The sequence below is a fragment of the Rubeoparvulum massiliense genome, assembly GCF_001049895.1.
Taxonomy (GTDB): domain Bacteria; phylum Bacillota; class Bacilli; order Rubeoparvulales; family Rubeoparvulaceae; genus Rubeoparvulum; species Rubeoparvulum massiliense.
In genome coordinates, this window is the sequence record NZ_CVPE01000006.1 from 609,158 (window position 1) to 634,489 (window position 25,332).

General features: G+C 46.2%; 28 protein-coding genes. 1 reads left to right on the top strand and 27 read right to left on the bottom strand.

Features of this window, described 5'->3' with window-relative positions:
- Nucleotides 1-31: 31 nt before the first annotated feature.
- The 24 genes from BN1691_RS10680 to BN1691_RS10795 all read right to left on the bottom strand — a co-directional run bounded on the left by BN1691_RS10680 (nucleotide 32) and on the right by BN1691_RS10795 (nucleotide 21,677).
- Nucleotides 32-472 carry a stage V sporulation protein AB gene (locus BN1691_RS10680; protein WP_048602209.1) on the bottom strand — a complete coding sequence of 147 codons (441 nt, stop codon included), beginning with the start codon at nucleotides 470-472 and terminating at the stop codon, nucleotides 32-34.
- Entirely contained in the window at nucleotides 469-1,095 is a 627-nt protein-coding gene (locus tag BN1691_RS10685) for a stage V sporulation protein AA (RefSeq protein WP_231638391.1), read from the bottom strand. The genes BN1691_RS10680 and BN1691_RS10685 overlap by 4 nt, the downstream gene beginning before the upstream one ends.
- Before the next feature lie 72 nt (nucleotides 1,096-1,167).
- Nucleotides 1,168-1,917: an RNA polymerase sporulation sigma factor SigF gene (sigF, locus tag BN1691_RS10690; RefSeq protein ID WP_048602211.1), complete on the bottom strand. Its 750-nt coding sequence runs from the start codon at nucleotides 1,915-1,917 to the stop codon at nucleotides 1,168-1,170.
- An 11-nt stretch (nucleotides 1,918-1,928) separates the two neighbouring features.
- The gene (gene spoIIAB / locus BN1691_RS10695) at nucleotides 1,929-2,381 is read right to left on the bottom strand and encodes an anti-sigma F factor (protein WP_048602212.1); all 453 of its coding nucleotides are present in this window, start codon (nucleotides 2,379-2,381) and stop codon (nucleotides 1,929-1,931) included.
- Nucleotides 2,382-2,735: an anti-sigma F factor antagonist gene (gene spoIIAA / locus BN1691_RS10700; protein WP_231638392.1), complete on the bottom strand. Its 354-nt coding sequence runs from the start codon at nucleotides 2,733-2,735 to the stop codon at nucleotides 2,382-2,384.
- A 136-nt stretch (nucleotides 2,736-2,871) separates the two neighbouring features.
- The gene (locus BN1691_RS10705) at nucleotides 2,872-4,062 is read right to left on the bottom strand and encodes a D-alanyl-D-alanine carboxypeptidase family protein (RefSeq protein ID WP_053083751.1); all 1,191 of its coding nucleotides are present in this window, start codon (nucleotides 4,060-4,062) and stop codon (nucleotides 2,872-2,874) included.
- A 150-nt stretch (nucleotides 4,063-4,212) separates the two neighbouring features.
- Nucleotides 4,213-4,923: a cysteate racemase gene (cuyB, locus tag BN1691_RS10710; RefSeq protein ID WP_048602213.1), complete on the bottom strand. Its 711-nt coding sequence runs from the start codon at nucleotides 4,921-4,923 to the stop codon at nucleotides 4,213-4,215.
- 204 nt (nucleotides 4,924-5,127) lie between these two features.
- Nucleotides 5,128-6,429, bottom strand: coding sequence for a pyrimidine-nucleoside phosphorylase (locus tag BN1691_RS10715; RefSeq protein ID WP_048602214.1), 1,302 nt, complete (start codon nucleotides 6,427-6,429; stop codon nucleotides 5,128-5,130).
- Entirely contained in the window at nucleotides 6,426-7,253 is an 828-nt protein-coding gene (locus BN1691_RS10720; RefSeq protein WP_048602215.1) for a purine-nucleoside phosphorylase, read from the bottom strand. Before BN1691_RS10720 ends, BN1691_RS10715 begins: the two co-directional genes overlap by 4 nt.
- A 31-nt stretch (nucleotides 7,254-7,284) precedes the next feature.
- A complete protein-coding gene (locus BN1691_RS10725; RefSeq protein WP_048602216.1) occupies nucleotides 7,285-8,100 on the bottom strand; it encodes a purine-nucleoside phosphorylase in 816 nt (271 codons plus the stop codon).
- Between the two features lie 28 nt (nucleotides 8,101-8,128).
- On the bottom strand, nucleotides 8,129-9,313 hold the full coding sequence (gene deoB, locus BN1691_RS10730) for a phosphopentomutase (protein ID WP_048602791.1): 1,185 nt from the start codon (nucleotides 9,311-9,313) through the stop codon (nucleotides 8,129-8,131).
- 111 nt (nucleotides 9,314-9,424) lie between these two features.
- Entirely contained in the window at nucleotides 9,425-10,312 is an 888-nt protein-coding gene (gene xerD, locus BN1691_RS10735) for a site-specific tyrosine recombinase XerD (RefSeq protein WP_048602217.1), read from the bottom strand.
- A gap of 74 nt (nucleotides 10,313-10,386) precedes the next feature.
- Nucleotides 10,387-10,578, bottom strand: coding sequence for a DUF4227 family protein (locus BN1691_RS10740; protein WP_048602218.1), 192 nt, complete (start codon nucleotides 10,576-10,578; stop codon nucleotides 10,387-10,389).
- 112 nt (nucleotides 10,579-10,690) lie between these two features.
- The gene (gene ald, locus BN1691_RS10745; protein WP_048602219.1) at nucleotides 10,691-11,809 is read right to left on the bottom strand and encodes an alanine dehydrogenase; all 1,119 of its coding nucleotides are present in this window, start codon (nucleotides 11,807-11,809) and stop codon (nucleotides 10,691-10,693) included.
- Nucleotides 11,810-11,904: 95 nt separating this feature from the next.
- Nucleotides 11,905-12,387: a ferric iron uptake transcriptional regulator gene (fur, locus tag BN1691_RS10750; protein ID WP_048602220.1), complete on the bottom strand. Its 483-nt coding sequence runs from the start codon at nucleotides 12,385-12,387 to the stop codon at nucleotides 11,905-11,907.
- 125 nt (nucleotides 12,388-12,512) lie between these two features.
- The gene (gene spoIIM, locus BN1691_RS10755) at nucleotides 12,513-13,130 is read right to left on the bottom strand and encodes a stage II sporulation protein M (protein ID WP_048602221.1); all 618 of its coding nucleotides are present in this window, start codon (nucleotides 13,128-13,130) and stop codon (nucleotides 12,513-12,515) included.
- A gap of 69 nt (nucleotides 13,131-13,199) precedes the next feature.
- The gene (locus BN1691_RS10760) at nucleotides 13,200-13,742 is read right to left on the bottom strand and encodes an NUDIX hydrolase (protein WP_187116874.1); all 543 of its coding nucleotides are present in this window, start codon (nucleotides 13,740-13,742) and stop codon (nucleotides 13,200-13,202) included.
- Nucleotides 13,742-14,965 (bottom strand): DUF3866 family protein, encoded by a 1,224-nt coding sequence (locus tag BN1691_RS10765; protein ID WP_048602223.1) that lies wholly within the window; start codon nucleotides 14,963-14,965, stop codon nucleotides 13,742-13,744. Before BN1691_RS10765 ends, BN1691_RS10760 begins: the two co-directional genes overlap by 1 nt.
- An 81-nt stretch (nucleotides 14,966-15,046) precedes the next feature.
- Nucleotides 15,047-16,174, bottom strand: a complete 1,128-nt coding sequence (locus BN1691_RS10770) for a M20/M25/M40 family metallo-hydrolase (protein WP_048602224.1) — start codon at nucleotides 16,172-16,174, stop codon at nucleotides 15,047-15,049.
- Nucleotides 16,175-16,424: 250 nt separating this feature from the next.
- Nucleotides 16,425-17,546, bottom strand: coding sequence for a M20/M25/M40 family metallo-hydrolase (locus tag BN1691_RS10775; RefSeq protein ID WP_048602225.1), 1,122 nt, complete (start codon nucleotides 17,544-17,546; stop codon nucleotides 16,425-16,427).
- Between the two features lie 54 nt (nucleotides 17,547-17,600).
- A complete protein-coding gene (locus BN1691_RS10780; RefSeq protein WP_231638393.1) occupies nucleotides 17,601-19,172 on the bottom strand; it encodes an acyl-CoA carboxylase subunit beta in 1,572 nt (523 codons plus the stop codon).
- Nucleotides 19,169-19,585, bottom strand: coding sequence for a methylmalonyl-CoA epimerase (gene mce / locus BN1691_RS14945; protein WP_048602226.1), 417 nt, complete (start codon nucleotides 19,583-19,585; stop codon nucleotides 19,169-19,171). Before mce ends, BN1691_RS10780 begins: the two co-directional genes overlap by 4 nt.
- The gene (locus BN1691_RS14950; RefSeq protein ID WP_048602227.1) at nucleotides 19,582-19,998 is read right to left on the bottom strand and encodes a cobalamin B12-binding domain-containing protein; all 417 of its coding nucleotides are present in this window, start codon (nucleotides 19,996-19,998) and stop codon (nucleotides 19,582-19,584) included. The genes mce and BN1691_RS14950 overlap by 4 nt, the downstream gene beginning before the upstream one ends.
- Before the next feature lie 11 nt (nucleotides 19,999-20,009).
- Complete coding sequence (locus BN1691_RS10795; protein ID WP_231638394.1) at nucleotides 20,010-21,677, bottom strand: acyl-CoA mutase large subunit family protein; 1,668 nt, start codon at nucleotides 21,675-21,677, stop codon at nucleotides 20,010-20,012.
- Nucleotides 21,678-21,795: 118 nt separating this feature from the next.
- On the opposite strand from BN1691_RS10795, the gene prli42 reads away from it, so the two are divergent.
- Nucleotides 21,796-21,891 (top strand): stressosome-associated protein Prli42, encoded by a 96-nt coding sequence (gene prli42 / locus BN1691_RS14445; RefSeq protein WP_156179063.1) that lies wholly within the window; start codon nucleotides 21,796-21,798, stop codon nucleotides 21,889-21,891.
- A 50-nt stretch (nucleotides 21,892-21,941) separates the two neighbouring features.
- On the opposite strand, the gene BN1691_RS10800 is transcribed toward prli42, so the two are convergent.
- From BN1691_RS10800 to BN1691_RS10810, 3 genes are read right to left on the bottom strand one after another with little or no spacing between them, the layout of a single operon-like run.
- The gene (locus BN1691_RS10800) at nucleotides 21,942-23,258 is read right to left on the bottom strand and encodes a dihydrolipoamide acetyltransferase family protein (RefSeq protein ID WP_048602228.1); all 1,317 of its coding nucleotides are present in this window, start codon (nucleotides 23,256-23,258) and stop codon (nucleotides 21,942-21,944) included.
- A 42-nt stretch (nucleotides 23,259-23,300) separates the two neighbouring features.
- Nucleotides 23,301-24,284, bottom strand: a complete 984-nt coding sequence (locus BN1691_RS10805) for an alpha-ketoacid dehydrogenase subunit beta (RefSeq protein WP_048602229.1) — start codon at nucleotides 24,282-24,284, stop codon at nucleotides 23,301-23,303.
- Nucleotides 24,285-25,286, bottom strand: coding sequence for a thiamine pyrophosphate-dependent dehydrogenase E1 component subunit alpha (locus BN1691_RS10810; RefSeq protein WP_048602230.1), 1,002 nt, complete (start codon nucleotides 25,284-25,286; stop codon nucleotides 24,285-24,287).
- Nucleotides 25,287-25,332 lie beyond the last annotated feature (46 nt).

A 25,332-nucleotide genomic window follows, 5' to 3' on the forward strand; every position in this document is an offset into this window, starting at 1 on the left:
TTTGTTGATTCAACACCCACACCTCCAGTGACTAGGGGATATTAAAAATCCATTGTGTTAATGAGCCGAGAACCTTGCCAAGGGCTAATGCCATCAGGAACGGAATCAGATGCCCGTCCATGCCTATCCTTCTTGCCATAATGGGGATGACATTAAGAATTTCTGTCAATGCTGCAGCCAGCATCCCTACGAAAATCCCCATAAAACTTCCTAAGATGATGAGAAGTACGTACTTCACCATGGCAATGGAGGGGAGCGTGGGATGGGTAAAGTCCAAGATGGTAAAGAGCAATGTTCCAGCGATGATGGCTCCTTCATACTGAGGAATCAGGTTCCTGCTTTTACTCAGTTGGATACTTCGTGGGATGACATCAAGGACGAGTAGAAATGCCACAATACCGGTGCCAACGAGCATGCCACTACCGATACCGATGACAATGAGCAATAGTCCTTGAAGGATTGAGAAGATCATTGGGGATTCTCCTGCTTATTGACCGGCTTCTCATGAACTGCAAGATACTGCTTCACATTCTGATCATAGAGAAACATCTCCACCTCTAGTGGACTAGGCTCATCATTAATCCGCTTTCGAAATAGATGGTTAAAAAAAAGAATCATACCCACACCGATGCCGATGGAATAAGGGATTTGGATCAGCAGTGGACGTGCCTCCTTCTCCCCCATGATGAGATGGTATAGCTTTTGGTGAACCTGATGCATGCTTACATCGGTATGGAAATTCATTATTGCCATTCCAGAACCGAAAAAGAGTAGCAACCAGACAAGAACTACAAAAAGCGGTTGCATCCGCCGTCGCTTTACTTCCATCTCAACAATAATGCGATTGGCTCCTACATATTCAATCTCTAGCTGTGGTACTACCTCTTGGAGCTTTTGTAGAACCCAAAGGATGTCGATCACCAAGTAATTCCCATCGTGCTCCTGCGGATGATAGATCACCATTTGCTGAAGTCTTTCACGAGTATGCTGAGGGACATATAAATAACAGAGATCTCTTAGATAAATGGGTTTTCCCCGTTTAAGCACCACTTTTTCTTTGAAGCGAATTAACGCTACGTCTTGTAATGCTGGCACCATCATCTCCCCCTTTTTCAGTCCTAGTATGCACATTGATCACCATCTCATACGAAAAAAAGACCAGTGAACTTATTGTTCATACTGGTCACGAATCCGCTTTAATATTTTTTTCTCAAGGCGTGAAACCTGCACCTGGGAAATTCCTAAGCGTTCAGCCACTTCCGCTTGGGTTTGATCCTTATAATAACGAAGATAAATAATCAATTGCTCCCGCCTATCGAGACGTTGAATCGTATCACGTAGCGCAAGCTGGTCAAACCAACGCTGCTGTCCATCATCGGCAATTTGATCCATCAATGTGATAGGATCACCATCATTTTCATACACCGTCTCATGAATGGATGCAGGCATCCGATTAGCCTCAAGGGCAAAGACCACATCCTCTGGCTGACAGCCTAATTGACTGGCTAGCTCTTGAATGGTTGGTGATCGTCCTAAGCTCTTCGTGAGGTCATCACGGAGTCGCTTGACCTTGTTTGCCAATTCTTTCAGAGAGCGGCTCACCTTCACCGAGCCATCATCCCGAATAAATCGTTGGATCTCACCGATGATCATGGGAACTGCATAGGTCGAAAATTTCACATCGATGGTGAGATCGAATTTTTCCACCGCTTTGAGTAAACCGATACAACCAATCTGAAAGAGATCCTCTGGTTCGTAGCCACGATGGAGAAAACGTTGAACCACCGACCAAACTAACCGTACATTGTTGGTAATCATGGTATCCTTGGCCTTTTGGTCCCCCTGTTGACTCCGCCAAATTAACTCCTTATTTTCATCTCCCAGAAAGGGACGCTGAATTTTGGATGTTTGTTCCATGGCACCTTCCCCTAATTATGCACTCCATGCGTGATGGAGCGAAAAGATGAGCATTTTTTTCGTAGTCGTACCGTCGTACCTTCATGAGCACTTGAGAGAATATCCACTTCATCCATGAAGTTTTCCATAATGGTGAAGCCCATCCCTGAACGTTCTAACTCTGGCTTGGAGGTATATAGTGGTTGTCTCGCCTCTGTAATATTCTTGATGCCGATGCCATGATCACGAACGATAATCTCCAGCCACTTATCATCCAGGAATACTTCGAGCTCGATCTCTCCATTGGGTTGTCCTTCATACCCATGAATAATCGCATTGCTTACTGCTTCGGATACGGCAGTTTTCAGCTCTGTCAATTCTTCCAGTGTCGGATCAAGCTGAGTAATAAATGCAGCGACGGAAACACGAACGAAGGCTTCATTCTCTGGCCTTGCAGGAAACTGTAGCTTCATATAATTCTTCATCTACATCACCCCCACGACTTGCAGTGCTTCTTCCTCACTGGTTTTAATGGGAATGATCTTATACATTCCTGAGAGACGAAGCATCTTATCAATAGTGGTGGAGGTGGCACAGATCACCAATTCCCCATCCCGTTGTTTCACCTGCTTGTAGCGCCCGAGAATCACCCCGAGACCCGTGCTATCCATGAATGTCAGGTCCTGAAAATTAAGGACCAAATGTTGAATATTCCAATCGCTTAACTGCTGCTCCAATTCACGGCGTAGAAAAACAGCTGTATTGGAATCTAATTCCCCTTTTAACCGCGCGATTAATGTGTTCTCATAGCGATCCACATCAATCCAAAGATTCATCATTAAGCTCACTCTCCTTCTCCAGCTCCATATCTCTCTCGCTTTTTCATCTCATTCTTGTTTTATCTTCTCTTTCCCTGCCTGCTGACAAAACTTCCTGTATTTCGCCAGATTTCTACGTGTATGCTTCGTAGATGGGCTATGGTTGTAGCAGGAAATACTGACTCACACGCCGCATGAGATCAAAGTAATTCGCCTTCGCCACTTCTTCCTGAGCAACCAGAGGATAGCTGGCTAGTTCTGCACCATCACGGGAGATGATCAGCTTACCTAGTTCTGTCCCTTTCTCAAGGGGAGCATGGATCATCTCAGGCAATTGGAGCTTCGTCTCCAGTTCATCTGCCTTCTCGCCCTTCCTTAGAAGGACACTGACTCGATAAGGGGAATGGATGGAAACCCGGGCGATTTTCCCTTTATCTACACGGAGTTCTTCCAGAGGTTCTCCTGCTTCATGAATGGTATGGAGCTGAAACTGGGAAAAGGCATAATCAAACATGCTAGAGATTTCCTTGTTCCGTACCTTACTACTTGGTTCACCTAAGACCACAGCCACAAGACGCATTTCATCTCGTTTGGCTGTAGCAGTTAGACAGAACTTCGCCTCACTGGTATAGCCTGTCTTGAGACCATCTACGCCTTCATAGAATTTGACAAGACGATTGGTATTCACCAGCCAGAAGGGGTTCTTGCTCTCCTTCCGCAGGTAATCCTCATAGATACTGGTAAATTGAATCACATCGGAGTACTTCAACAATTCCCGTGACATGATGGCGATATCATGGGCGCTGGTATAATGATTCTCTGCTGGAAGTCCTGTGGTATTTACAAAATGTGTATTTTTCAGACCCAATTCCTCTGCCTTTTCATTCATGGCTTTGATAAAAGCCTCTTCAGTACCTGCTACATGCTCCGCCAACGCGACAGCCGCATCGTTTCCAGAAGCCACTGCGACCCCCTTCAATAGATCACGGACACTCATCACCTCTCCCACCTCAAGAAAGATCTGTGATCCTCCCATGGAAGAAGCATTTTCACTAACACGTACCTGATCATCGTAGGTGATTTTCCCTTGATCCAATGCTTCGAAGATAAGAAGCATGGTCATCACTTTAGTAATACTGGCTGGCGGTAGCTTCTCATCCATGTTCTTTGCATAGAGTATGGTACCTGTATCAAATTCCATTAAGACAGCTGAACGTGCTTCAGGTGCTAGTGCAGGTGCAAGCTCAGCTACCTCAAGCGATGGATAGTTCACATCCGTTGCATGGACTGGAATTACGCTGGCGGTAATAAGGATGGTAAAGAAGAGCAAGTAAGCGATTGGTTTCAAGTTAGATCCCTCCTATTCTTTCATCCTTAGTCTGTACCACTTGACGGCAAATTATTCCAATGCCTAAACAAAAAAACGTGCATCCCTGAAGGATACACGTTTTCCAATGATTCTGTTGATTAAGAGCTGAGCAAAATCATCAGGTTCTTGCTATTTCACTAACTCCGGTTTCATTCGTTTCACAATATATTGAGCGGTAATCTTCATCGGATTAAGGATAGGTACTTCGAGCGCATCCTCTTTTAATGCAAGGGGAATTTCGGTACAACCCATGATTAAAATTTGTGCACCTTGGGCAATTAAGGTTCTTCCTGCATCCTCCATGAGGCGAGAAGGTTCCCCTTCGGTAATTCCTGCTTTAATTCCACCCTTACCGTAGATGGCTTCCATTACCATTTTTTCTTGGACTTCATCATCAGTATGAAGAATTTCATACTCAGAAAATGCTTTATCAAAAAGGCGACTTTGGTTGGTTCCTGTGGTACATAAGAGACCAATCTTCGTTACATCTGGATATTCTGTTTGAATATACTCCTTCAATACATGGAGGAGGTTCACAATGGGTACATTCACTTCTTGCTGTACCGCTTCCACAAAGTTATGAGCTGTAAAGCAAGGCATAAAGAGCATGGAAGCGCCACCTTGCTCTAATACCTTGGCTGCCTTCACCATCTCTGGTACAGGACTCTCACCCTTGCCCAGAATGCATGCTGTACGATCAGGAATCTCGGAGTTGCTATAAATTAAAGTGGGGATATGATCACGATCATTTTTGGCTGGTGTTGCTTTAATAATCTGTTGAAAGAAGTAGGAGGTAGCTTCTGCTCCCATACCACCTAGAATTCCTAGAATTTCTGCCATCTCTGGATGCACCCCTTTTAATTATTGTGATTTTTATCACAATTATAGTATAGCCACATTCTATCCAATAGTATTTGTTCATTTGAAGAAAAATAACGATTGGCATCCGTTGATTCACCTATTAAAAAATGAAAACCACACCATAAAAAGGCACCCCCTACAAAAAGAGTTGCTTTTCTGTAGGGGGTGCTTTATTGATCTCAACTACTGGATAATCGCGTGGATCATGGGATTGGGCTGAACCGATGTGGGGCTAAACTGATAAGCATCGAGAAGCATCTTCTGACTCTCGTTTACTTCCTCACGATTTGCATGGAGAATCGCCAGAACATCACCAGCTTGTACCGCATCGCCAACCTTCTTCTTCAAGGTGATACCAACACTATGGTCGATGACATCCTCCTTGGTTTTCCGCCCTGCACCTAGTAACATAGCAGCAACACCCACTGATTCTGCATCAATGCCTGCTACATAGCCTGAGGTTGGTGCCACCACTTCCACATGATATTTGGCTTGGGGTAAACGCTCAGGATGGTCCACAAAGCTTGCATCGCCACCCTGTGCTTCGATGAAACGGCGGAAGGTAGCTAGTGCTTGACCAGAATGGAGTACCTTCTCCAATGCTGCATAGGCCGTCTTTACATCGGGATAGATCCCACCAGCAACGGTCATATGAGAAGCCAAGGTGAGGCAGAGTTGATTTAAGTCCTCTGGTCCCTTTCCTTGTAGGGTCGCGATGGCCTCTTGTACCTCATTGGCATTACCCACCTCATCGCCCAATGGCTGATTCATATCACTGATGACAGCAATGGTCTTCCTTCCGAGATTACGACCAATCTCCACCATGGTCTCTGCTAATTCCTTCGCTTCGTCCACGGTCTTCATAAAGGCACCTGTGCCTGTTTTCACATCAAGCACGATAGCATCTGCACCGGAGGCTAGTTTCTTACTCATAATGGAGCTTGCAATGAGTGGTATGGTATCCACAGTTGCCGTCACATCACGTAATGCATAGAGCTTTTTATCGGCAGGGGTTAAGTTACCGCTCTGACCAACCACAGCCAGTTTAAAATCATTTACATTATGGATGAACTGTTCTGTGGTTAATTCTGTCTTGAAGCCTGGGAAGGATTCTAGCTTATCCACCGTTCCACCAGTATGTCCTAAGCCACGGCCAGACATTTTGGCGACGGGTACTCCCACTGTTGCAACAAGTGGCGCAACGATTAGCGTGGTGGTATCTCCCACGCCACCTGTGGAATGCTTATCTACCTTTAACCCAGCGATGGCAGATAGATCCACCTGATCACCAGATCGTACCATGGCATCTGTCAGCGCTGCGATCTCCTCATGGTTCATCCCCTTAAAATAGATGGCCATGGCCCATGCAGATATCTGATAATCTGGGATTTCACCTTTGGTAAAGCCAGCGATGATAAAATCAAGCTCTGCCTTCGTGAGGGCAAAGCCATCACGCTTTTTTTGAATTAAATCCACCATTCTCATGATATTGTCATCTCACTTAAGATTGATTTCACGAGACGAATAAAACGTGGTCTTGTCTTATTGGCCACAGCGATCACCTGCTCATGGGTGAGCGGCTCTAGATCTTCACCGATGGCCATATCGGTAATACAGGAGATACCCAACACCTTCATCCCTGCATGGTTGGCCACAATCACTTCTGGAACAGTAGACATCCCCACCGTGTCACCACCGAGGTGACGAAGCATGATCAGCTCAGCAGGTGTCATATAGCTTGGTCCAGAGATCGCTGCATAGACCCCTTCTTGCACCTTAATCCCTTCATGCTTAGCCACTGCTTTGGCCAATTTACGTAGGCTTGGATCATAAGCCTGGGACATATCAGGGAAGCGTACACCCAATTCAGCATGGTTCGGTCCAATCAACGGATTATTCCCGGTGAAATTAATATGATCAGCAATGATCATTAAATCCCCTGCAGCAAAATGAGGATTCATTCCACCACAAGCATTGGTGACAAAGAGATGTGACACACCAAGGGCCTTCATCACATAGACAGGAAAGGTCACCTCCTGCTGCGTATAGCCTTCATAATAATGAAAGCGACCTTGCATGGCGATCACATTTTTGCCCTCTAATTCCCCAATCACCAACTGACCCGCATGGCCTTCTACGGTAGAGACTGGAAAATGAGGAATCTCCCCATAAGGAATAATCACAGGATTCTGAATCTCTTCTGCTAACACACCAAGACCAGAGCCAAGAATGAGACCAACGCTTGGCTTCAGGGTAACTTTTCCTTCAATGGCTTTTGCCGCTTCTTGAATCATTTGTAGTTTATTCATGCTATGCTCCCCCTTACGAATAGATTATTTCTTATTTAATGGCTTCAACCAGAGCCTTAATCAGTGTGAGGAACTTACTCTGCACCTTGGCAGCGGTCTCCATCACTTCAGCATGGCTCAGGGGCTGAGGAAGGATTCCTGCAGCCATATTGGTAATGCAAGAGATCCCCAATACACGCATTCCGGCATGGCGCGCCACAATCACTTCAGGAACGGTAGACATACCAGCAGCATCGCCACCAAGAATACGTGCCATCTTGACCTCACTCGGAGTTTCATACGTAGGTCCGGTAAACCATGAATATACCCCTTCTTGTAAGGTAATCCCCTGCTTCGAAGCCACTTCCTTGGCTAGATTGCGGAGCTCTAGATCATAGGCCTGGGACATATCCGGAAAACGAACACCCTGTTCGGCGAGATTAGCGCCAATTAAGGGATTCACTCCAGCTAGGTTCAGATGGTCGCGAATCAACATCAGATCGCCTGGTTCAAATGCTTCGTTCACCCCACCTGCAGCGTTGGTGAGAATGATGGTCTCCACGCCTAGCTCCTTCATGACTCGGATGGGAAAGGTAACATCCTGCAGAGGATAACCCTCGTAATAATGAAAGCGACCTTGCATACAAATCACTTGTTTATTCGCTAGCTGACCGATGACCAGCTGTCCAGCATGACCTTCCACGGTGGATCGGGGGAAATGAGGAATCTCCTGATAAGGAATGATGGTAGGATTCTCTACCTCATCAGCTAGTACACCTAAGCCCGAGCCTAATACAAGGCCGATGGTAGGGCGTGTTTGCACATGATTCTGGATATATACTGTGGCTTCTTTAATCTTGTCCCACATCGCTTTTCCTCCTTCATTCGTTAAATCATCAATGTAATTCTCGTAAAAAGCTGGTACCATGACGAGGCATCGGTACTACGAAGTTATGGGCAATGGTGGCACCCACATCGGCAAAGGTGTTGCGGATACCAAGATTCACATTCCCTTGGAGTGAAGGACTATAGACCAATAAGGGCACATGCTCCCGTGTATGATCGGTGCCAAAATGAGTCGGATCATTCCCATGGTCCGCTGTTAGGATCAGGAGGTCAGTCTCACGTAACTGGGCCATGATCTCTGGTAAACGTTGATCAAATTGCTCCAATGCCTCGCCATAACCAGCTGGATCACGGCGATGACCATACTGAGCATCAAAGTCTACCAGGTTGGCAAAGCAAAGACCCGTGAAATCTTCTTGCAAGGCTTCGATGATCTTGTCCACGCCATCCATATTGGACTTGGTCCGACGTGCATCGCTAACCCCTTCACCATCATAGATATCGGAAATCTTGCCGATGGCGATACTAGCGAGATCCTCATCAAAAAGGCGATTCATCACCGTAGGCTCTGGTGGTTTCACAGAATAATCATGACGATTGGCCGTACGGACAAAATGTCCAGGTTCGCCTACAAAGGGACGAGCGATCACACGGGTTACCGCATACTCTCCTTCACGGGTCATTTCACGGGCGATCTGACAAATACGATAGATCTCATCAAGGGGAATCACCTCTTCATGGGCAGCGATCTGCAGGACACTATCTGCAGAGGTATACACGATAATATTCCCTGTTCGCATATGCTCCTCACCAAGTTCTTCGATAATCGCTGTCCCTGAAGCAGTTTTATTCCCTAAGACCTTACGACCAATCTTTGCCTCTAAAGGTTCTATTAAACCAGGAGGAAACCCTTGGGGATAGGTTTTAAACGGAGTAGTCGTCTGGATTCCCATCAGCTCCCAATGGCCCGTAGAAGTATCCTTACCAGCTGAGACCTCCATCATCTTGCCATACGCCCCTTGTGGCTGAGAAACAGGGCTTACTCCCTCAATGGGTTCAATATTTCCTAACCCCAATTTTTGCAAATTAGGAAGATGAAGACCGTGTTTATATGTAGCAATATGGCTCAATGTATGGGCACCCTCATCACCATATTGATGGGCATCTGGTAGTGCACCGATTCCCACACTGTCGAGAACGATTAAGCATATTCGTTGAAATTGCTTTGCATTCATCTTTATCACCTCTAATAATTGGAATAGCATGGAAATGTATGGAGAAACATCCCCTTGATTAGTCTACCTCAGTTCATATTTAAATGACAATGTAAACGAATCATTTCTTCACTAAGCGCGGGGAAATGTCTTCTGATATACCTCTTTCAACCGTGTCTGTGTAACGTGGGTATAGATTTGGGTTGTTGAGATATCCGCATGTCCCAGCATTTCCTGAACAGCACGCAAATCAGCGCCATTCTCCAACAAATGGGTTGCGAAGGAATGGCGTAATGTATGAGGGGTAATCACCTTGGTAATCTGAGCAGACTCTGCATATTGCTTAATGATTTTCCAGAATCCCTGACGCGTGAGGCGACCGCCATGATGGTTAAGGAACAACGCCTCCTCGCTCCGGTTACGGACCAATTGGGGGCGAAAACGTTCTGTGTAGCGTTGTAATGCCTTAATCGCACTAGAGCCTAAAGGAATAATCCGTTCCTTACTCCCTTTTCCCATGCAACGGACAAATTCCATATTGATGTTCACATCATGAACATTGAGAGAGATTAGCTCAGAAACACGAAGACCTGTAGCGTATAGTAGCTCTAGCATCGCTTTATCTCTTGCGCCCATGGCATCGATCTCCTTCGGCTGCTGTAATAAACGATCCACCTCTTCAATGGTTAGAACCTTGGGTAGACGCTTATCCAGCTTGGGAGTTTCCAGATGGCTAGTGGGATCACTTGCAATATAGCGATCAAGAAGGAGAAATCGATAGAATCCACGTAGGGAGGAAAGATTACGTGTGATGGTAGAGGTACTCTTTCCCTGTTCTTGTAGGTGAATGAGGTATCCCATCACATGGGTACGTGTGGTTTTTTCCACGCTGATTTGATACTTCTCTTTGATAAATGTGAGGTATTGGGTAATGTCACGCCCATAGGATTGAATTGAGTTCTCAGCTAAACCTTTTTCTACGACTAAGTACTGAATATATTGTTGGAGAATTTCTTCCATGGGTCCTTCCCCTCCCATCTAAGTACCCAATTCGACAAAGCTCTGCACTTTCCTCTATCTGGTTCAGTGCAGATCTATTCTCCTTCATAGTAAAAGTGATGGATTTGCTGAAAAACCGCTTCAGCTCTTCCCTTCGGTTTTTCATACGGATTAATCAATTGAAAGGATTCAAGGATCATCATGGTTCCTTGATAAAAAAGATAGGTGAGCATGGTCATGATCACTAGCCACTTACAGCTTGAAACCAGCTTATGTATGGTCTGCATGCTATTTTTCCTCACTCCTTCCCCTCATACTTATCCACCAGTCTATTCATATCCTGATTTTTTCATACACGAAAAAAGGCTCCCCGTGATAGGGAGCCTCGATTGCTGTAGACTAAGCAAGTACTTGCTCTAGCGGTGTATAGGGGATTTGATGAGCCTCAGCCACGGCCTGATAGACCAGATGACCACCATAAATATTGATCCCTTTGGCCAATGCTGGTGAGTTTTTCACTGCTTCCACGAGCCCGCGCTTCGCAATATTGAGGGCATAGGGTACTGTAGCATTGGTGAGACCAGCAGTAGAGGTTTGGGGAACAGCACCAGGCATATTACCCACCGAATAATGAATCACACCATACCGTTCATAGGTTGGATTGGAGTGTGTGGTTACATGATCAGCGGTGGCAATAGCTCCCCCCTGATCGATGGCCACATCCACGATGACGGAGCCAGGACGCATCTGCTTCACCATCTCTTCACTGACTAGAATGGGCGTTCGGGCACCAGGGATCAGCACAGCCCCGATCAACAGATCTGCTTCTGCAACAGCTTTGGCAATATTATATGGATTGGACATGAGTGGTTGAATCCGACTCCCAAAGAAGTCATCAAAAAAACGGAGCCGATCGGGGTTAATATCTAAAATGGTTACATTGGCATCCAATCCAATGGCCATCTTGGCTGCGCTGGTTCCGACCACACCTCCACCAAGAATCACCACATTTCCTCGCTCCACACCAGGAATGGCGCTGAGGAGGATACCTTTTCCCCCTTGAGACTTTTGGAGATATTGGCTTCCGATCAAGACAGCCATCCTTCCAGCCACCTCACTCATCGGCGTGAGAATAGGTAGAGAGCCATTATGGTGCTGAATGGTTTCATAAGCGATAGCAGTCACTTTCTTCTCCATTAATTGCTTCGTTAACTCTAATTCAGCAGCAAGATGTAAAAAAGTAAAGAGGATAAGTCCTGGTCGAAAATAGCCATACTCCGAATCGATGGGCTCCTTCACCTTCATGATCATCTCACTACCCTGCCACACATCCGCTGCTACTGTATGGATCTCTGCTCCCACCTGTTGATACTCCTGATCCGTAAAGCCGCTACCCATACCAGCTCCAGCCTCTATAAGGACATGATGTCCATCATGAACCAGTGCTTGTACCCCTGCAGGGGATAAAGCAACGCGATTTTCTTGATCTTTAATCTCTTTAACAATCCCAATTCTCATAATCAGCCCTCCAAACGATAAACTATTTCAAATTTTTTGAATATATCCAGGTAAAAAAAGAAAACATCGACAAGCAAGGATGTTTTCTCTGCTAATCATAGATGGTGAGGATGCTTAAAATATTTCTCCTGAACAACCGGGTCTGTTTTACATTTTGAGCAGATTCCCTGAAAGGTTAACCGCACATCCATGATACTAAAATCAAAAGTCTCTTCGACTATTTTCTCAACATCCTGTAATAGATAATCGATCTCTTGTACCGCTCCACAATTCATACAGACCAAATGGTGATGGATATGGGAAGCATCTTCATCTCTGCGTAAATCATAGCGTGTAACACCATCACCGAAATTCATCTTATGCACAATTTCCAGTTCTGTTAGTAATTCTAGGGTACGATATACTGTAGCGAGACCAATTTCTGGTGCTTTATCTTTTACGAGTAAGTAAACGTCCTCTGCACTTAAATGATCCTCTTGATGTTCAAGGAGGACTTGAACCGTGGCTTGACGCTGTGGCGTTAACTTAAACCGTTGCGAGCTTAATAACTGTTTAATACGAGTCAATTTATCTTCCATGAGGTCCTCCTCCTACAAGCTTGGTACGATTCCATTATAGAAGAGAGGAAGAAGGAAAGTCAAACTAATTAAGAAGGTTATCAGTTAAGAATGAGAATAGCTTGAAAAGGCAAATTGATACAGAACTAATGGGCTAACGTCCAATGTAATAGCGTCGTTGAAATGAATCCTTCCACCAAGGCTGCGCCAACGACGAAGAGCAAAGCGACGCCAAATGCAACAGTAAAGCGGCGAAAATGTGGAGCGATTCGTTCCGTTCGCTTTAAGAAAAGCACCTTGAGTAATTGGAAGGAGAAGTGAATCCCGATCACCGTAACCAAAATCCAGGCAGGAAGAAGAATTAAATTATGTGGCAATATAGAGGCTCCTGCCATGAGAACGCCCTGCCACTGAAATTGCTGCGTGAGTGTTGCAACGGTAAAGCCAATGGTGGCTCCCTTTAAGAAGAGAGCGATTAATAGTAAGGGAAGTCCTATGACGGTTAAGCCCACGATTCCTAATGCAAAAAGGAGTATCCCCTGTTGTGTCAAGGTGTTGCGGGCAATCTCCCATGAATTCCAGCCTTGTTCCCCTTCAAACCAAGCAAGATAAGCAGCTACCGATTCTCCAATGCTTCCCTGCTCTCCATTAAACAAGCGTTGAAATAGGATTGCGCCAAAGACAACGCCACTCAGCAAAAGTATCAACGTAAAGATCACAATCCCAAAGTGATGATTCATCCATTGCCACGAGGATTTTGCCATCCAGCTCCCCACCTTCTCCACATCATTACTACAATGCTATGTGGGACAAGTAGGGATTAGACCAGCCGATTACTTTGTTATTATGCTCAATCGCCAGTACTGCAAAGCGATCAGGGTCTTGGCATCACGGATCTCCCCTGCTTCAAGGAGTTGCTCCACCTTGGCCCACTCTACCTCCACTAGCTCAATAAATTCATCCTCATCAGGCGGCATTGGCTTCTTCTGCAGTTCTGATGCGAGAAAGAGTTCGATCTTTTCATTGGCAAAGCCTGGGGATGTGTAGAAGGTATAGAGCTTTTGCAAGGAGGCTGGTTCATAGCCTGTCTCTTCTTGTAATTCGCGGATCGCGGTCTCTTCTGGCTTTTCTCCCTTTTCAATTTTTCCAGCTGGAATCTCCCATAATACCTCCTCACATGCTTTGCGAAATTGACGGATCAGTAGGATCTTGCCTGTGCTAGTAATCGGAAGAATAGCAACAGCACCGGGGTGACGAATTAATTCTCGCTTAGTATGTACGCCATTGGGTAATTCCACTTCTTCGAGATCCAGTTGTACGATTTTGCCCTGATAGATGGACTGTACACGGATGGTCTTCTCATATAGATTCTCCATCATTCCTCATCCTTTCTGCGATCAGTGTAATCTCTTTTTAACTCTTCAATAACATAATAGGCAGAAGCAAATACTGTGGCAAAAAAGATGGGGTCATCCTTCAATTCTCTTCCCATGGTGGTAATCGGAATCGGATAGGAGAAAAGAAGCCTTTCCAGCTCTGAAAAGCTAGGGAGCTTAACAGACTGCCATTGATGAGCTGGTAGCAGCTTCCCTCTCCGCCTTTCATCTATCATGGCAATCTGCTTCTTTACCTCCTGCTGACTGGCTAAGGGGAATGAGTTCATCATCTGCTTATGCCAGCAAGCTGCATCAGGGATGGGGATGGTCACTGAATAGGGTGTAAGCTGGGTTAATACAGTGATCGTATGATGGCTAATCCCTTGATGGCGTTGTCTTGAATCCACCCCTTGGATCCGGGGTACGAAGAGAGGTTTTCCTCCTAGGGCAGCGGTGGCATTTAGATATTCCCCTGTTAAAATCCCAGTGGTTCCCCATTGTGTATTCGTACCCACCACCCCTGGCCCATCTCCAATGATCACCACATCACATGCTTGATATGCAGCTTGAATGGCGGAGTAAAGCGTTACCGTCTCTAGATCACCGCCGAATGCTTGACCACAGGTGATGGTTAAATCCACAAGGCCAGCTTGCTTACAGATCCGTACATGCTTACTGAGAGCAATGGGTAGAGCACTACCATCGGTCATGACGTAAGCGATGCGACAGGATGGTTGTCTCTCCTTGATTGCTAGAACCAGCAAAGGGAGCATGCTATGGAGACTAATAACAAGCATGGGAGTACGAATGGAAGATGCCTCTTCCCCTGGTGGATTCTCCTGATCCAGCTGGCACTGCTCCTCCCAGGTAAATACAGCCAGCTGCATCGGGGTATAGCGCAGTTTCATAATATGTCCTTGATGGAGGTGACCCAACTTCTCCTCATAGGTATTCATCTTATTCCAAGCTCCTGTACCGTGCACAGGAAGACGAAGGCGAACAAAATCATAGCCACCTGTTCCCAGTTGGAGGTGTTGAGCAGTGCCATTCAGGAGAACATAGTCACCAACCTGACAATACCCTGTTAATTCAGGGTAATTGATCGCTTTCACCCTATGCTCTGCATGGGTGGGAGTTGGATGCAGAAGTTGACAATCTAACTCTTGGTAATCCTCTTCTTCAACCATTACCTGCTGGATACGAGCAACCCTCTGAATAATCATCTACATCCCTCCATCTTATCTAGTTTGACACCAGATAAGCGCTCTTAATCATGATGGTAGAGAGAGATGTGAGGATTCGAATTAGCGATTGGGCAAAGCGACTTGAATCAGTTGTAATGCTAATTGAGCAGTTTCTACGAGTCGATCCATGTGGATGCGCTCATTGGTTGTATGAATCTGTTCATACCCCACCGCAAGATTGATGGTTGGAATACCATAGCTTGCGATGATATTGGCATCACTGCCACCACCACTGGCTTTTAGTACGGGCTCTTTACCCATGGCCTTCACTGCTGCTTTTGCCCGCTGTACCACAAGATCTTGCTCAGTATAGCGGAAGCCAGGATACATCAACTGTGCCTGAAAATCTACCGTCGCTCCGTGCTCCTCCGCAGTTTGCACAAATGCTTCCTTCATGGCCTGTACCTGCTTCTCTACCTTCTTCTTATCGATGCTTCGAGCTTCTGCAAGGATGGAAACCTGATCACACACCACATTGGTCGCTTCGCCACCATGGAATTGCCCAATATTGGCAGTGGTCTCAAAATCAATCCGACCTAGGGGCATCTTACTAATCGCCTTACTTGCTACTTGGATCGCACTAATGCCATCCTCAGGATTGACCCCAGCATGTGCTGATTTTCCTTTTACGGTAATCCAGATTCTTACCTGATAGGGTGCTGCCACAATAAGATCCCCAATCTTGCCATTACTATCGAGGGCAAAGCCATATTTGGCATCGAGTAATTGAGGATCCAGGACCTTGGCACCAGCCAACCCTGATTCTTCACCCACTGTGATAACAAATTGAATCTGCCCATGGGGAAGCTTCTGTTCCTGAATAATCTGTAGAATCTCCAGCATCACTGCCAAGCCAGCCTTATCATCAGCACCTAGGATTGTGTCGCCTGAAGAGGTGATCAGCCCATCCTCATGAACGACGGGCTTAATATTTACTCCTGGCTTTACGGTATCCATATGAGAGGTAAAATAGATCTTCTCTGCGCCTTGATAGTTGGAGGGTAGGGTGATCACGAGGTTGTTGGCACCATGACCTGTCAATTCCATGGCATTGTCTTCTTGAATTTCGCAATCTAAAGCTGCAAACCTTTCTTTTAGAAAGGGGGCAATCTTCCCTTCATGCTTCGTTTCACTATCCACTTGAACTAATTGGAGAAATGTTTGAAGTAAACGTTCTCGATTGATCATCTTGCTCCTCCTCCGGACAATATTAGGTACATCTCGTTTACTAAATGATATAGCTAGATTTTCCTCCTTCTAAATCAGAAAATCAAGGGCTAACTCCCAGTAAAAGAAGAAACCATGCCAGCTCCTTCCCTAGCTTTGCGATACGCAGAGTTATGAAAGCGAGAACGGAGTGGCATGGTTAAAGGATGAATACTCCAATATGTTACTAATGAAACCGATATTACTTCGGCGATTCTTACTGCTTTGCTACTTATTCTGTTAAGGCTAATTGAGTTAGGGTTAAGGTCATTTCTGCTGCCTTTACGATTTGATCAGAGTGAACACGTTCTTTCACGGTATGATTCAATTCATAGCCTACAGCAAGATTGACCGTGGGAATATGATAGGAATTGAGCACATTGGCGTCACTGCCACCGCCACTCACCTTAGTGGATGGATTTAAGCCTACCTTGCGTAATGCAGTTAGAGCTTTTAGGACCACTTGATCTTCATCACGATACTTATAGCCAGGATAGAGACGTTTCACTTCAATATCTACCGTGGCACCACGTTCACTGGCTGCTTTTTGAAGAGCCTCTTCCATCTGTTGAATCAACCGTTCGAATTTCTCACCATCTTGGCTACGCGCTTCACCAAGGAGCGTTACGGTATCACACACCACATTGGTAGCAACATCGCCAATAAACTGGCCGATATTGGCAGTGGTCTCTTCATCAATTCTGCCCAATGGCATGGTGGTAATCGCTTTACTTGCTACCTCGATGGCACTGATCCCGTCTTCTGGATGGATTCCGGCATGGGATGCCTTCCCATGAACCGTCGCTTTGATCTTCGCTTTATATGGAGCAGCGGTGACCACTTCTCCTACTTTGCCACTGCTATCCAAGGTAAAGCCATAATCCACATCAAGCAATGATGTATCGAGGGCCTGAGAACCCACAATCCCAGATTCTTCACCAACAGTTAGTAAAAATTGAATCGGACCGTGGGGGAGATTTTTCTCCTTTAATACTTGAATTACTTCAAGCATCACAGCAACTCCCACTTTGTCATCGGCACCTAGGATGGTATCACCACTGGATGTGATCATTCCATCCTCATGAAGAATAGGGTCAATCCCCTTCCCAGGCTTCACAGTATCCATATGGGCACTGAAAAAGATTTTATCACCAGAATGATTGGATGGTAATGTTACGACGAGATTGTTTGCTCCGAACCCTGTTAGTTCTTTGGCATTGTCCTCTTGTACTTGACAACCCAATTGTGTGAATCTCTCCTTCACACATTGAGCCATAGCAGCTTCTTCTTTCGTCTCACTGTCAACCTGTACTAGTTCCATGAATGTTTCAACAAGCCGAGAACGATTAATCATGGTTTGCTCCTCCTTTGATGTGATCGATTAATTCTGCTTGCCTTCATGCTCCAATCATAATGGGATATTCCCATGTTTACGTACAGGTAAATTTTCCTCCTTCCTCCTTAGCAATTCAAGGGATTTACGTAATATGTCACGTGTTTGTCGTGGATCGATCACATCATCAACCATTCCCATTGCCGCTGCCACATATGGAGTTGCTACTTTTTCGCGGTACTCCTCAATCTTTTGCTGTCGGATTACATGAGGTGTTTCACTTGCTGCGATCTCCTTGGCATAAATAATTGAGGCTGCTCCTTCAGGACCCATTACAGCGATCTCTGCATTCGGCCAAGCAAAAACCAAATCTGCGCCAATCGCCTTACTGTTCAAGGCAACATAGGCACCACCATAGGCCTTCCGTGTAATCACCGTAATCTTCGGTACCGTTGCTTCTGAATAGGCAAATAAAATTTTGGCACCATGACGAATGATTCCTCCATGCTCTTGATTCACACCAGGTAGGAAGCCTGTGACATCCTCTAAGGTAATGAGGGGAATATTGAAGGCGTCACAGAAACGGATAAATCGTGCCAATTTATCCGATGAGTCGATATCGAGACCGCCTGCCATCACCTTGGGTTGATTGGCGATCATGCCAACCGATTCACCAGCGATCCGTGCCAAGCCAACCACAATATTGCGGGCGAAATGGGCATGAACCTCCATGAAGGAGTCTTGATCTACAAGATGGTAGATCAAATTACGCACATCATAAACCTTAGTTCCTTCAACGGGAACTACATCAAGAATCTCCTCATTCCAATCCTTCTCTTCCCCTCCTTCCCAATTCTCAAGGCGTGCTGTACGTTCATGACAATTCTGAGGTAAATAGCTAAGTAAGCGCCGTACAGCAAGGAGTGTTTCTTCCTCTGACGGATAATAGAAATGAGCATTTCCGCTTTTCGTTGCATGGACTCGTGCGCCACCAAGGGCTTCCGCGGAGATTCTTTCCCCAGTGACCGTTTCAATCACCTTCGGTCCTGTAATGAACATCTGACTTGTTCCCTCTACCATGAAAACAAAATCGGTAATCGCTGGTGAATAGACGGCGCCGCCTGCACACGGACCCATGATGACAGAGATCTGAGGAATGACACCCGAGTAAATCGCATTACGATAAAAGACCTTGCCATAACCATCAAGGGAGACCACCCCCTCTTGAATCCTTGCACCCCCAGAATCATTCAATCCGATGAATGGCGCTCCCGTTTTCGCTGCAAGGTCCATGACATGAGCGATTTTCTGTGCATGCATCTCTCCTAGTGCGCCACCGAAAACAGTAAAGTCCTGAGAGAAAAGATAGACCGTACGCCCCGCAATTTTACCTACACCAGTCACAACACCCTCACCTGGTGCCTCCTGACCTGTTTCTAATAGGGTTGAACGCATCTCCACAAAGGGATTCAGTTCCATAAAACTATTCTCATCGAGGAGAAGCTGAATTCGTTCACGAGCCGTCAATTTACCCTTGGTATGCTGCGCTTCAATCCGACGATCTCCGCCACCCAATTCGATTCTAAGTCGACGCTCCTGCATCTCATCGATCTTCTGATACATGGCCTCACGATTTTGTTCCTTCATTCTTTATCACCTTTTTTGCTACAGAACTCGGTTAATACCCCATGTGTGGACCGAGGATGCAAGAAGGCGATTTGCATGCCCCCTGCTCCATCCTTCGCCTTATCACTAAGAAGTGGTAAGCCTTCCGCATCTAACCGTTCCATTGTCTTCTCAACATCCGCTACCTCGTAGGCAATATGATGGATTCCTTCCCCCCGCTTCGCTAAAAAACGAGCCACAGGACTCTCATCATGTAGGGGCTGTAATAGCTCAAGATAGGTCTCACCAATCTGCAAAAATGCCACTTTTACACCTTCCTGCTCAATATGTTCAATTCTTTCAAGCTGAAAGCCTAAACGTTCATAAGTAAGAACTGCCTCCGTCAAGTCGTGTACCGCAATCCCGATATGTGCGATCTTTAATGGAACCGTCATGCTAACTCCCTCACATGTTCTACAATATATTGGATAACCTCCTGCGTTGATGTACCAGGTGTAAAGATATGAGCGATCCCTGCCTCATGGAGGAATTGAATATCCTCTCGAGGAATCACTCCTCCCCCGATGACGAGCACATCATCAAGCCCTGCTTCCTTAAGCTGTTGAACCACTTGGGGAAATAGATCACGATGAGCACCTGAAAGACTGGACAGGCCTACCACATCAGCATCCTCCTGAAGTGCGGTGGCCACGATCTGCTGAGCTGTCTGGCGGATCCCTGTATAGATCACTTCCATTCCTGCGTCCCGAAGTGCTTGGGCAATGACCAGTGCACCCCGATCATGACCATCCAAACCTGGCTTCGCAATAACAACTCGAATGGTTGTAATATCTCTTCCTTGTTTCATTCCTCTTCCTCCTAGAACGCTGCTTGATATTCACCGAACACCCTACGCAGTACATCAGAAATTTCACCCACTGTGCAGTATGCCTTCACGCATGCTAGCAAAAGGGGAAGTAGATTAGCATCTCCTTCAGCGCCCTTTTGTAAGGCTTGCAAGCTTTGCTTCACAGCGATGGGATCTCGCCGTTCCTTCAACGCTTTCAACCGTTCCTTCTGTTCCTTCGCTAATTGGGAATCTATTCGATAGAGAGGCGGTTCTACCTCCTCATTCATCCGAAAGCGGTTAACACCAACAATCACTTCATCGCCTTGTTCAATGGATCGTTGCGTTTTATAGGCTTGTTGCCGAATCTCTCGCTGCATAAACCCTTGCTCAATGGCAGTCACGGCACCACCCATCTCGTCAATTTGCTTAAGGTATTCCCAGACGCGCTCCTCGATTTGATCTGTTAATTGTTCCACAAAATACGAGCCTGCCAAGGGATCCACCACATCAGCAACACCGCTCTCATGGGCGATGATCTGCTGTGTTCGGAGTGCAAGTAATGCGGATGCTTCTGTTGGTAGTGAAAGCGCCTCATCTTTTCCATTGGTATGTAAGCTTTGTGTACCACCTAACACTGCTGCGAGTGCCTGTAGTGTCACGCGTACCACATTGTTTTCTGGCTGCTGAGCAGTGAGGGTGGAGCCTGCTGTCTGCGTGTGAATACGCATCTGCATCCCCTTTGCATCCGTCACGCCAAACTGCTCCTTCATGATAGTGGCCCAGATTCTACGTGCGGCGCGGAATTTTGCAATCTCTTCGAAAAAATGATTGTGCGCGTTAAAAAAGAAAGAGAGCTGAGGTGTAAAACGATTCACCTCTAAGCCTTTTGCCACTGCGGCCCGTACATAGGCGATCCCATTGGCGATGGTAAAGGCCACCTCCTGTACGGCATTGGCGCCTGCTTCCCGAATATGATAGCCACTGATACTAATGGTGTTCCAACGCGGCACATGCTCAGCACAATACGCGAAGGTATCTGTAATTAACCGCATGGAAGGACTCGGTGGATAGATATAGGTGCCACGAGCCACATACTCTTTTAAAATATCATTCTGGATCGTCCCACTAATCTTCTGAAATGGAACCCCTTGCTTCTCAGCTACTGCTAAATACATGGCTAATAGAATGGCTGCAGGTGCATTGATGGTCATGGAGGTGCTCACCTGATCAAGGGGGATGCCCTCTAAAAGAATCTCCATATCCTCCAAGGAATCAATGGCCACCCCGACCCTTCCTACTTCACCCTCAGCCATGGGATGGTCAGAATCATAGCCAATCTGTGTAGGCAGATCGAAGGCAACGCTCAAGCCCGTCTGTCCTTGCAATAGAAGATACTGAAAGCGCTCATTGGTTTGACTCGCTGTACCGAAGCCAGCATATTGTCGCATGGTCCAATGGCGACCCCGATACATGGTGTGTTGAACACCGCGGGTATAGGGATACATCCCAGGTAATCCATTCTTCACTTCATTCTGTTGATCACGATCTACTGGTGTATAGCAGCGTTGAATTGGAATACCTGAAGAAGTGTTAAACTCCTCTTTTCGTTCAGGAAAACGCTCTAAACGTCGTGCTACATCGGCTTCCCACTCTTCATATAACGTCAAAAAATCTTCTTTTTCAGAACTACCCAACACCAACTCGCCCCTCTCCAGGATTTTGATATATTTGAATTTTTAAAATATATTGAGCAGTTGTCTTTCTTCTTCTACTTGATTTATGATGATATTAACGATTAACAGGAGGATGGTAGAGATGCATATGCATAGGTGGATGAAGCCGATAATCTATCTGGTTATCATTACGCTCGTCATTTCCACTTTGGTTATGGGCTTCGGTTTCTTATTCTAAGCATAGGGGGCGAAGGAGAGGAAGAACCTCTCACTTTCGCCCCATTTTTATTAATATATAGTAGTATTCTCAATGCTCATGGACTCCACTTGTTGCTTCACTTCTTGTAAGAAGCGACCACAAACCAAACCATCGAGTACACGATGATCGAGGGAAAGACAGAGATTGACCATACTACGAATGGCAATCATATCATGCATAACCACAGGACGCTTCACAATAGCTTCAATGCTCATAATGGCTGCTTGTGGTGCATTGATAATGGGCATGGAAAGCACCGAGCCAAACGAGCCTGTATTATTTACTGTGAAGGTTCCACCCTGCATATCCTCTAAGGTTAATTTGTTTGCCCTTGTACGATCAGCTAAATCATGAAGTGATTTGGCTAATCCATAGATGCTTTTCTCATCAGCATGGCGAATGACTGGAACATAAAGCGCTTCCTCGGTAGCAATAGCTACGGACAGATTGATCTCCTTCTTCTGAAGGATATGATCCTCTCGCCATTGTGAGTTTAGAATGGGATATTTCTTTAAAGCTTCGACAACGGCCTTCATAAAGAAGGGTAAGAAGGTTAAAGAAAAGCCATTTTCCTTATAGAACGCTGCTTTATAATGCTCTCGTACTTGTACCAAGTTCGTCGCATCCACTTCCACCATGGTCCAGGCATGAGGAGCATCATGCTTACTCTGTACCATGCGTTGGGCAATGGTGCGGCGAACAGGTGTTACTGAAATTGTTGTATCCAATGCATGAGCGGATGCCAGCGTAGCCTGAGTGGAAGGTGCTACTTCCTCTACCCTACTCCTTGGAGGCTCTGCTATCTGAGGTATAGGGGCTTGCTCCAAGGACCTTTGACCCTCTTCGCGAGTATTGTTATTGTTACTCTTGTCCTTTTCCCCTCGATTTGACTCTACATAGTTTAGCACATCCTTACGTGTGATCCGACCACCTTGTCCTGTTCCTAAGAGCTTCGCTAAATCGATTCCATATTCTTGTGCCAAACGGAGGACTGCTGGTGAGTATCGGCCCCCTCCTGTCTGGGCTGTGGTCAAGGCTGTAATCTCTTCTTTCGTAAGTGGTTCAATTGGTTGTAGCGAAGCCGTAGGTTCCTCTTTCTTCACTTGATCTTCGGTTTCGATGAAACAGATCACCTTACCAACCTGAATGGTATCTCCTTCTTCAGCTACCAATTGAACAATTTTGCCACGGACGGTTGAGGGTACCTCTGCATTTACCTTATCTGTACTTACCTCACAGAGGGGGGCATACTCTTCAACAAAATCCCCCACTTTAACTAACCATTTTTGAAGGGTACCTTCTGTAACACTCTCACCCAGTTGGGGCATCTTCACTTCACTTGCCATGAAAATCTCCTCCTTTTCAACATCAACCATGAGCAGGATTATCTAATACTGGGCCAAGGCCTTCATGGCATCGTATACCTTCTGGGCATCCAGCATGAAAAATTTCTCTAATGGAGGACTATAGGGCATCGCTGGAATATCCGGCCCACATAAGCGTTGAATGGGTGCATCCAAATCGAATAAGCAATGTTCTGCAATGATAGCTGATACCTCTGCACCAATTCCTCCTTCCTTATTATCCTCATGTACGATGAGGATCTTACCGGTATGCTTCGCAGCAGCAATAATCGATTCCTGGTCAAGGGGGTAGAGGGTACGTAGGTCAATAATATGAGCATGAATTCCTTCCTCTGCTAAACGCTCAGCAGCCTCCTTCACAAATTGAACCGTGAGCCCATAAGTAAAGACCGTGAGATCGTCGCCTTCACGAATGGTAGCTGCCTTACCAATTGGCACAATATAATCCTCTTCAGGCACCTCTTCTTTAACCAGACGGTATAAGCGCTTATGCTCAAAGAAAAGGACGGGATCCTCATCGCGGATGGCTGCTTTGAGAAGTCCTTTGGCATCATAGGGATTGGAGGGTGTCACAATCTTTAGCCCTGGTGTGCTGGCGAATAATGCTTCAACGCTCTGAGAATGGTAGAGGGCACCGTGTACACCGCCACCATAGGGAGCGCGAATGACCATGGGACAATGCCAATCATTGTTGGAACGGTAACGCATCTTGGCTGCTTCGCTCACAATCTGATTCACTGCGGGCATGATAAAATCTGCAAATTGAATCTCACAGATGGGACGCATACCATAGGTTGCAGCACCGATCCCTACACCAACAATGGCTGATTCAGTAAGAGGTGTGTCGATGACCCGCTCCTCACCAAACTCATCGATCAAACCGAGGGTAGCACGGAAAACACCGCCACGAACCCCAACATCCTCTCCCATGATGAAGACACTGGAATCGCGCTTCATCTCCTCACGCATGGCCTGAGTGATGGCTTCAATATATGATAGCATTGCCATTTAGATACCCTCCTTCTCTGCATAGACATAGCGTAATGCCGATTCTGCAAGGGGATAGGGTGCTGCCTCTGCATAGCGTGTGGCTTCATCCACTTCAGTAGCGATCTCTGCCTGTAATTCCTTCTCTTCCACTTCCGTGATGGTACCAGATTGCAGAAGATAGTTCAGAAATGTTGGTAGGGGATCCTTCTCCTTGGCTGCTGCTACCTCTTCCCGTGGTCGATAGGTACGGTCATCATCATCACTGGAATGCGGGGTAAGACGGTTACAAACTGCTTCAATTAAGGTGGGTCCCTCACCTGCTAGTCCACGTTGAACCGCTATCTGCATCGCCTCATAAACAGCTAAGGGATCATTGCCATCAACGGTGACACCAGGCATTCCATAGCCAATGGCTCGATCTGAGAGCTTCTCACATGCCACCTGCTTCCGTAATGGTACAGAGATGGCATATTGATTATTCTCGATGAAAAAGATCACAGGTAACTTATGAACACTGGCAAAGTTAGCTGACTCATGGAAGTCTCCCTGATTAGAGGATCCATCGCCGACGGAGGTATAAGCAATCATTCTCTCTCCACGCATTTTTGCTGCTAGTGCTGCACCGACCGCATGGGGAAGCTGCGTAGTAACTGGTGATGACCCTGAGAGGATACGATGGCGACGACTGCCAAAATGGCCTGGCATCTGGCGACCACCAGAGCTAGGATCCTCTGCTTTTGCAAATGCTGCTAGCATCAGATCACGGGCCGTAAAGCCGAAGCTAAGAACCACACCGACATCGCGATAATAGGGCATCACCATGTCTCGCTCACGATCTAACGCATATGCTGCTCCAACCTGGGCTGCTTCCTGTCCCTGACAGGAGATGACAAAAGGAATCTTTCCTGCACGATTAAGTAGCCATTGGCGTTCATCCAATTTACGAGCAAGGAGCATGGTTCGATATATCGATTTAACCTTTTCATCAGTCAATCCTAGGGCAAGATGACGCTTTTCCACCTAGCGACCCCTCCTTAATATTTTAAAAATTCAAACATATGTGGTG

What these genes read in the sequence shown, in the direction of transcription:
- BN1691_RS10770 (WP_048602224.1), bottom strand. Translation starts at nt 16,174, where the DNA reads ATGATCAATCGAGAACGTTTACTTCAAACATTTCTCCAATTAGTTCAA.
- deoB (WP_048602791.1), bottom strand. Translation starts at nt 9,313, where the DNA reads ATGAATGCAAAGCAATTTCAACGAATATGCTTAATCGTTCTCGACAGT.
- BN1691_RS10760 (WP_187116874.1), bottom strand. Translation starts at nt 13,742, where the DNA reads ATGGAGAATCTATATGAGAAGACCATCCGTGTACAGTCCATCTATCAG.
- cuyB (WP_048602213.1), bottom strand. Translation starts at nt 4,923, where the DNA reads ATGGCAGAAATTCTAGGAATTCTAGGTGGTATGGGAGCAGAAGCTACC.
- BN1691_RS10680 (WP_048602209.1), bottom strand. Translation starts at nt 472, where the DNA reads ATGATCTTCTCAATCCTTCAAGGACTATTGCTCATTGTCATCGGTATC.
- BN1691_RS10715 (WP_048602214.1), bottom strand. Translation starts at nt 6,429, where the DNA reads ATGAGAATGGTGGATTTAATTCAAAAAAAGCGTGATGGCTTTGCCCTC.
- BN1691_RS10740 (WP_048602218.1), bottom strand. Translation starts at nt 10,578, where the DNA reads ATGCAGACCATACATAAGCTGGTTTCAAGCTGTAAGTGGCTAGTGATC.
- mce (WP_048602226.1), bottom strand. Translation starts at nt 19,585, where the DNA reads ATGACGGTTCCATTAAAGATCGCACATATCGGGATTGCGGTACACGAC.
- spoIIAB (WP_048602212.1), bottom strand. Translation starts at nt 2,381, where the DNA reads ATGAAGAATTATATGAAGCTACAGTTTCCTGCAAGGCCAGAGAATGAA.
- BN1691_RS14950 (WP_048602227.1), bottom strand. Translation starts at nt 19,998, where the DNA reads ATGAAACAAGGAAGAGATATTACAACCATTCGAGTTGTTATTGCGAAG.
- fur (WP_048602220.1), bottom strand. Translation starts at nt 12,387, where the DNA reads ATGGAAGATAAATTGACTCGTATTAAACAGTTATTAAGCTCGCAACGG.
- BN1691_RS10725 (WP_048602216.1), bottom strand. Translation starts at nt 8,100, where the DNA reads ATGTGGGACAAGATTAAAGAAGCCACAGTATATATCCAGAATCATGTG.
- BN1691_RS10720 (WP_048602215.1), bottom strand. Translation starts at nt 7,253, where the DNA reads ATGAATAAACTACAAATGATTCAAGAAGCGGCAAAAGCCATTGAAGGA.
- xerD (WP_048602217.1), bottom strand. Translation starts at nt 10,312, where the DNA reads ATGGAAGAAATTCTCCAACAATATATTCAGTACTTAGTCGTAGAAAAA.
- BN1691_RS10775 (WP_048602225.1), bottom strand. Translation starts at nt 17,546, where the DNA reads ATGATTAATCGTTCTCGGCTTGTTGAAACATTCATGGAACTAGTACAG.
- spoIIM (WP_048602221.1), bottom strand. Translation starts at nt 13,130, where the DNA reads ATGGCAAAATCCTCGTGGCAATGGATGAATCATCACTTTGGGATTGTG.
- BN1691_RS10800 (WP_048602228.1), bottom strand. Translation starts at nt 23,258, where the DNA reads ATGGCAAGTGAAGTGAAGATGCCCCAACTGGGTGAGAGTGTTACAGAA.
- BN1691_RS10780 (WP_231638393.1), bottom strand. Translation starts at nt 19,172, where the DNA reads ATGAAGGAACAAAATCGTGAGGCCATGTATCAGAAGATCGATGAGATG.
- BN1691_RS10805 (WP_048602229.1), bottom strand. Translation starts at nt 24,284, where the DNA reads ATGGCAATGCTATCATATATTGAAGCCATCACTCAGGCCATGCGTGAG.
- BN1691_RS10765 (WP_048602223.1), bottom strand. Translation starts at nt 14,965, where the DNA reads ATGATTATTCAGAGGGTTGCTCGTATCCAGCAGGTAATGGTTGAAGAA.
- prli42 (WP_156179063.1), top strand. Translation starts at nt 21,796, where the DNA reads ATGCATATGCATAGGTGGATGAAGCCGATAATCTATCTGGTTATCATT.
- sigF (WP_048602211.1), bottom strand. Translation starts at nt 1,917, where the DNA reads ATGGAACAAACATCCAAAATTCAGCGTCCCTTTCTGGGAGATGAAAAT.
- spoIIAA (WP_231638392.1), bottom strand. Translation starts at nt 2,735, where the DNA reads ATGATGAATCTTTGGATTGATGTGGATCGCTATGAGAACACATTAATC.
- ald (WP_048602219.1), bottom strand. Translation starts at nt 11,809, where the DNA reads ATGAGAATTGGGATTGTTAAAGAGATTAAAGATCAAGAAAATCGCGTT.